Below are 5926 nucleotides of genomic sequence, written 5' to 3' on the forward strand. Positions count from 1 at the left end.
AGCCAAAGGCAAAGCCAAAGCAGAAGAAGTTCTGGAAGGTATTGGTTTTAAAACTGCTGACCTAAGTCGACCACTGAAGACCTTCTCCGGAGGCTGGAGAATGCGGGTGATGTTGGCCAAGCTACTTTTAGAAAAGCCATCTTTACTGATGCTTGATGAGCCTACCAACCACTTGGATTTACCTTCCATTCAGTGGGTGGAAAACTACCTTAAATCTTACGAGGGAGCGGTAATCGTGGTATCTCATGATCAGACTTTTTTGAACAATGGCACTGAAACCACTGTAGAAGTTTCTCGGGGAAACCTTACCAGCTATGCCGGAAATTACGCTTTTTACAAGAAGGAGAAAGTGGAAAGGGAGGAAATCCAGCAGAATGCTTATGAGAATCAACAGCAAATGATCAAGCAAACGGAGCGTTTCATCGAGCGTTTCCGGGCCAAAGCTACCAAATCCAATCAGGTACAATCTAGGGTCAAGGCCTTGGACAGAATGGAAAAAATTTCTCAGGTAGAAAAAGATGAAGTAGCTGTTAATTTTAAATTTACTTTTTCTCAAAAGTCCGGACGTGATGTAATTACTTTAGAAAATGTATCCAAATCTTTTGGAGACCTGCAAATTCTTAAAAACACCACTGCCCGTATTGAAAGAGGAGATAAGATCGCACTTATTGGTGCCAACGGTAAAGGGAAATCCACTGTTTTAAGAATTATTGATGGATCAGAGCCCATACAAGGGAAAAGAGAAGAAGGATATAACCTTATTAAATCCTTCTTTGCCCAGCACCAGTTAGAGGCCTTGGGCATCAACAATGAAATCCTGCAAGAAATGATGCAGGCAGGAAGCAGGAAATCTGAAACAGAGCTACGGAATGTATTGGGTTGTTTCTTGTTTACAAATGATGATGTTTTTAAGAAAATAAAAGTACTTTCCGGTGGTGAAAAATCCAGGGTAGCCTTGGCCAAAACCCTGATTTCTGAAGCCAACTTTCTGTTGCTGGATGAACCTACCAACCACCTTGACATTCAATCAGTAAACATTTTGATACAAGCCTTACAGCAATATGAAGGAACTTTTGTCACCGTTTCTCACGACCGTTTGTTTATCAAAGGTGTAGCCAATAAGATTTGGTACATTGAGGATGAGCAAATAAAGGAATACCCCGGAACCTACGATGAATACGTTTACTGGAGAGAAAATCAAGTAGAAAAGGTAGCCAAACCGCAAAACATTGTAAAAAAAGCGCCCAAGCCTGCACCAAAAAGTTCAGCAAGCAAACAGGAGGATCATGCCCATAAAAAAGCCATAAAAGAAAAAGAAAAGAATTTAGAAAGTATTGAGCAACAAATCACTGCGCTGGAAAAGAAAAAAACGGATATGGAGCATCAACTGGCTCAACCTTCCGTTTATGAAGATGAGGCAAAGATGCAGCAGCTTAATGAAGTTTACCATAAAATCCAAGAAGAAGAAAATGCGCTCAACCAAAAGTGGGAAGACCTGGCGGAACAAATAGAAAGTTTGCAGAATTAAGGTTAAAGTACTTGAACACTTGGTAGGAACTAGCCCTTGAATTTTCTTTTGGATTAATTTAGCCTCATACGGAAATCACTGTCAATTAACCTAATCGAGACCAATGAAACATCCATTGATTAAACTTGTAATAGTATTTATTCTGTTTGCAATGGAGCCTCTATCGGCTCAAGAAATCCATGAAAACCGGGTGTATGATGAAAACATTAGGACGGTACAGCTCTACCCGGCAGGCACAGAATTTTCGGCGCAAATGACAGCCCCTGTCATTCCTCTTGGTGGGGCTACTCCTTTGGAACTGCATTTTGATGATATTGCATTTGAGACGGATCGCTATCTGGCCAAAATTATTCACTGCAATGCCGACTGGACCACTTCAGGTCTTAAGGATCCGGATTTTCTAAGCCAATTCAATGAATTCAACATCAACACCTATGATTATGGGATCAATACAAGGATTCCCTATATCCACTATACCTTCGAAGTACCAAGTGTTAAAAGATCCGGAAATTACCTTTTAAAAGTTTACAGAGGAAGAAATGAGGAAGACGTAATCTTCACCAAAAGATTTATGGTTTACCAAAATCAAGTAGGTATAGGTGCTGAGGTCGTTCCCCCGAGCCTGAATGAAGACCGAAGAACCAGCCAGCAAATTAATGTCAATGTTGGTTACAGCCAACGCGAATTAATTGACCCATTGAACAATACCCTGGTAGTCATCCGTCAAAATCAGCGATGGGACAATGCCATTTATGGCCTGAAGTTTACCAATATTAGGGATGACATCAAACAATTGCAATACCAACTATTTGATGGTTCCAACACCTTTCCGGCAGGCAATGAGTTTCGCTTTGTTGATTTGCGCTTTGTACGTACCAGAGGGCGTAACATTTCAAGTGTTAGCATGGAGGAGGACGTCGTTTTTGCAGAAGCAGCCATAGACAAAGAAAGAAAGGCCCTTGCTTACCTTGAATACCTGGATCTGAACGGACAATATGGGGTTTTCAATATGGAGCGTCAAAATCACCTATTGGAGAGTGAATATGTACTTTTGAACCTAAACTTTGAATCACCTGAATTACCTTCTCCACCTTATGTGTTGGGGGCATTAACCAACTGGGGAAAAGATCCTGAAGCAAAGATGGTCTACAACAAGAAAAGAGGACTGTACCAAGCCAGTTTATTTTTAAAGCAGGGATGGTATGACTATCAATACGGCCTTAAGAGTCCGGATGGCTGGAAAATGGCAGCATTTGAAGACAATCATTTCCAGACGGAAAATGAATATGAAATATTTTTCTATTACCGAGCCATGGGGTCCAGGTATGACGAATTGATCGGCTATACAGTAATCAACCCCAATAAGAGGAGGTTTTAAAGTTATTTACCGGAGTCTCTCATAGAAGGTGGCCTTGGAGCACAATTATTTAGGCAAACCTTGCCATACTTTCGGCTAGTGTATTTTGATCGAAAAGCGTTACAGCCTATCTAAAAAGACTTGATGCTAAACACCCTATTAAGCCAATAATACTACAGCTCATGCTCTACTATTCGACGCTTTTTTCAGTTGAATAATTGATTGACAGGTTCAACAGAATGCTAAAACTTCCGGACTTAGGCAAAAAAATACCCGGTGATTTCTCCCGGGTATTTTCTATTAATTGTTTTCTTCTTCAGATTTGCTATCTCCACCTTCCGCTCTTTCGTCGTTTTTACGTGGTTCATGCCCTTGGGCTCTGTAAGGTACAAATCCTTCTCTTTTAAATTTGTATGGTTCAGTACGTTGGCTTGGCATATTATTGGCTAAATCCAGCATCCCAAACCCTTTGTGGGTAAAAGCCCCCAGTCCGCACTTGAATACAAACTCCTGCACTTCACTAGCAGCATACAAAGTAAAAGGCAAGGTATAGCCTCTGACTTCATATTTCACATCCATATCATAGACAGAGTAGATTCTAGCAAACTTCTTTTGTTGTTCCCGAAGTTTGTTAACGTAAACCATATCAGGAACGACTTGAAATTTATAGAAAGACTCCATTTGTTCTTGGTTGTACCAACCCGATTTCTCCATCCTTGTGAGTGTAGACTCATACAAAAGATCAGAAAACTCATCCGTATCAGGATTTATAAATCTTTTACCTGACTCATCATCAAATGTGGGAGTAAGTAAAACCAAAGGGGAGATACATACAAACTTGTTGGATGTTTCTAATGGTGGCTCAATTTCTTTTTCAGTATACTCTGGCGACAATATTAAATTCCCCAATTCAATTTTTGGGGTTTTAAAAACCTGCTTTAATAGATAATCTATAAAAGGTTCATCAGGCGCTGAAACCACTAGAGTAACCAAACTGGAATAATAATGCAACCCACTTCTACTAACTTTTGTTTGGCCTTTTAGCCCGGAAAAGTTAAAGTAATTGTAGTTAAAAAATTCTTCCTGGCCTCCTTTTACGATCAGGCCTTTTAGAAACTGAGCTAAGATGTACTGATGGTGAAAGGGTAAGTAAGCACCTTTGTTCTTTAAGGAAAATATTAATCTAATTCTCACGACTTTAAAAATGAAAAGTTAAACAAAAATTTTATTTCATCATACTACCTGAACTAACTGAGAGTTGAGTAAATAAGTTGCAACAAACTTAATAATAATATTTTAATTTATTTACACATTGAACCTAAAATGCATGATATCTCCGTCACAAACTACATATTCTTTACCTTCAACTGCAATTTTCCCGTTTTCACGGCAAATTGCCTCCGTTTTGTACGTTTCAAAATCTTTAAGTTTAATCACCTCTGCTTTGATAAACCCTTTCTCAAAATCAGTATGAATTACACCTGCTGCTGCGGGAGCCTTCCAGCCATTGGTAATTGTCCAAGCTCTTACCTCCTGAACGCCGGCAGTAAAATAGGTAATAAGGTTTAGTAGTTTGTACCCGGCTGCTATCAATCGATTCAATCCACTTTCCTCAAGGCCGTATTCTCCCAAGAACATTTCTTTTTCTTCAGGATCTTCAAATTCAGCTATCTGCTCCTCCAAGGCCGCACATAAAATGACTACCTCTGCGTTTTCCTGGCTTACTTCTGCCTTGAGCTTCTCTACATACTCATTTCCCTCCTTGATGCTATCTTCATCTACATTGGCCACATACAATACAGGCTTGATCGTCAATAAATGAATATCAGCAATAGCTTCCAAATCATCCTCATCAGCATCTACTACACGGGCATTCTTCCCTTCTTTTAATGCTTCTTTAAACTTATTTAAGCTTTCAATGGCCTTTTTAGCTTTGGCATCACCACTTTTTGCCACCTTCTCTATCCTCAGCAACTTTTTATCTACTGATTCGATGTCTTTCAATTGTAATTCGGTATCGATTACCTCCTTATCAAAAATAGGATCTACCCCTCCGGCTACGTGCACTACATTGGGATCATCAAAGCACCTGATGACATGTATCACAGCATCAACCTCTCTGATATTTCCTAAAAATTTATTTCCTAAGCCTTCTCCCTTGCTTGCTCCTTTTACTAATCCGGCTATATCTACAAACTCGATCACTGTAGGAACCACTTTTTGTGGATTTACCAGGCCTTCCAAAATTTGTAATCGCTTATCCGGCACCGTCACTACCCCTACATTGGGCTCGATGGTACAAAAAGGAAAATTTGCTGCTTCTGCCTTGGCACTTGACAAGGCATTAAATAAAGTTGACTTACCTACATTAGGCAAGCCAACAATTCCGCATTTGAGTCCCATTAATATTAAATCTTATCTATTCTAAATATTCTGTATTCTCTATACCCTCTGTAAAATTCCTTTATAGAAACCCTAAATATAGTATAAACCGGTATGGCGAAAATCATACCCAATACACCGGCAATTTTTGCCCCCACAAAGATAATAACAAATATTTCAAGAGGATGTGCTTTTACCGATTTCGAAAAAATAAATGGCTGTAAAACCACATTATCACAAATCTGTACCACAGAGAAAACAGTCAATATCTTGAATAAAAAGAAATATACTTCATTGGCAGTATTAAAGTCTCCCGTAGACAAGCCTACCAAAACACCAAAAGTAGCACCCAATAATGGGCCTGCATAGGGGATTAAATTCGCCACAGCAGCAAATACCGCAATTGTCATGGCGTACTGAATATTACCTATGGTCAAACCCACAGAGGCAATGGTGAAAATCACCGACATTTGAATTAACAAGCCAATCAAATAATTGGACAGCAACCTTTCCACCTTATGAAAAGTAGCCACAGACAGTTCAAAGTATTTGTTCGGAATGAAATTCAATAGATTTCTTCGCAATAGACCATTCTCCAGAAGTAGGAAAAAGGTGATAAAACCTATAGCCAAAATACTTATAAAGAAGCTGCTTGTAGT

5 protein-coding genes are annotated in these 5926 nt (G+C 39.3%); 2 read left to right on the forward strand and 3 right to left on the reverse strand.

Annotation, left to right across the window (positions count from 1 at the left end; genetic code table 11):
• Together AAC037_RS18140 and AAC037_RS18145 are read left to right on the forward strand one after the other, a co-directional pair.
• The coding region (locus AAC037_RS18140) for an ABC-F family ATP-binding cassette domain-containing protein (RefSeq protein WP_339904553.1) at window positions 1–1528 on the forward strand (1528 nt) is incomplete at its 5' end.
• Between the two features lie 103 nt (window positions 1529–1631).
• Window positions 1632–2906: a DUF5103 domain-containing protein gene (locus AAC037_RS18145; RefSeq protein ID WP_339904554.1), complete on the forward strand. Its 1275-nt coding sequence runs from the start codon at window positions 1632–1634 to the stop codon at window positions 2904–2906.
• Window positions 2907–3185: 279 nt separating this feature from the next.
• On the opposite strand, the gene cas6 is transcribed toward AAC037_RS18145, so the two are convergent.
• From cas6 to AAC037_RS18160, 3 genes are all read right to left on the reverse strand, one after another.
• Window positions 3186–4079, reverse strand: a complete 894-nt coding sequence (cas6, locus tag AAC037_RS18150) for a CRISPR-associated endoribonuclease Cas6 (protein ID WP_303614669.1) — start codon at window positions 4077–4079, stop codon at window positions 3186–3188.
• Window positions 4080–4190: 111 nt separating this feature from the next.
• Window positions 4191–5288 carry a redox-regulated ATPase YchF gene (gene ychF / locus AAC037_RS18155; protein ID WP_339904556.1) on the reverse strand — a complete coding sequence of 366 codons (1098 nt, stop codon included), beginning with the start codon at window positions 5286–5288 and terminating at the stop codon, window positions 4191–4193.
• 5 nt (window positions 5289–5293) lie between these two features.
• Window positions 5294–5926 (reverse strand): AI-2E family transporter (locus AAC037_RS18160; RefSeq protein ID WP_339904557.1); only part of this gene is annotated, 633 nt, incomplete at its 5' end.

Origin of the sequence: uncultured Cyclobacterium sp. (assembly GCF_963976465.1) — a bacterium.
Lineage (GTDB): Bacteria > Bacteroidota > Bacteroidia > Cytophagales > Cyclobacteriaceae > Cyclobacterium.

Coding starts and splice junctions, on each gene's coding strand:
- ychF (WP_339904556.1), bottom strand. CDS start 5,288: ATGGGACTCAAATGCGGAATTGTTGGCTTGCCTAATGTAGGTAAGTCA.
- AAC037_RS18145 (WP_339904554.1), top strand. CDS start 1,632: ATGAAACATCCATTGATTAAACTTGTAATAGTATTTATTCTGTTTGCA.